The sequence below is a fragment of the Gillisia xinjiangensis genome, from assembly GCF_046298265.1.
GTDB classification, from domain to species: domain Bacteria; phylum Bacteroidota; class Bacteroidia; order Flavobacteriales; family Flavobacteriaceae; genus Gillisia; species Gillisia xinjiangensis.
This window is the reverse complement of sequence record NZ_JBKAHK010000031.1, coordinates 1-841: the sequence shown is the minus strand read 5'-3', so window position 1 is coordinate 841 and position 841 is coordinate 1. Positions and strand designations below refer to the sequence as shown.

At 59.7% G+C, this 841-nt stretch carries 1 protein-coding gene; it reads right to left on the bottom strand.

Going from position 1 to position 841, the window contains the following annotated elements; translation table 11 throughout:
* Positions 1-24: 24 nt before the first annotated feature.
* Entirely contained in the window at positions 25-522 is a 498-nt protein-coding gene (locus ACKGJN_RS16290) for a PAS domain-containing protein (protein ID WP_409540622.1), read from the bottom strand.
* Positions 523-841: the final 319 nt, after the last annotated feature.

The window sequence follows — 841 nt, the reverse complement described above, 5'->3', positions numbered from 1 at the left end:
AGCGGAGCGCCTGCCGGGGATCGCTTACAGTCGATTTTCCCGCACGCTCACCGAGACCCCGAGGATGAAATCCACCTGACGGCCGTCGCGCGACAGCGGGCAGTCGATCGATTCGAACTCGATCCAACGGCGGTGGTTCAGGTGTTCCATATTGCCGGTGCAGCGGCGACACTGCCTCTCATCGGCAATGCTCTGGTAGTACTCGGCGAGCGCGTGCCCGTACTCTCCCACGCCTGCGGCCTCGGTAATAATACGGCCGGTATTGTTCACCCCGAAAAGCTCAATCACCCGCTCGCCTTCCAGCTTCATCAGGAACTGCCCATCGGCCAGCACCTCGACCAGGAAAAGGTCGGGGACGATGGGTGTATGCTCGGTGATGTCGAACTCGCGTCGGAGTGGCAGGCGCCCTTCCGCTGCATGAGAATGCCACCACCGATAGAGGCCCGCGACCTTGGATGAGAGGAACGCAGTCGCATCCGTCACCGTCTCCTCGTTCACGCCGTAAATCCGGGTGATGGCCAAGTTGCGCAACACACTCAACCCCTTCGCCAATAGCAGCTCCCCGAGAGCTGAGACCGTGGGGAGCGACAGACATAGGTCAAAAGCGCGCCCACAGGCAGCCCCACCTACTCTTGGGCACAGAAATGCAAGAGATACCCTAGCCGCCCTTCCCCGATCTACCAATGGCGTTTTGACTGTATTCATCCACCCCTTGCGTGTAGAGAGGCGCAACGTCGTTCAATCACTGATTGGTTGGCTGATGCAGATGGCGATGCGTCTGGCTGTTGCTTGCCACTGGGAAACGGCAGGCAACAATGCTTACGAGCATCTTCCCGACCTA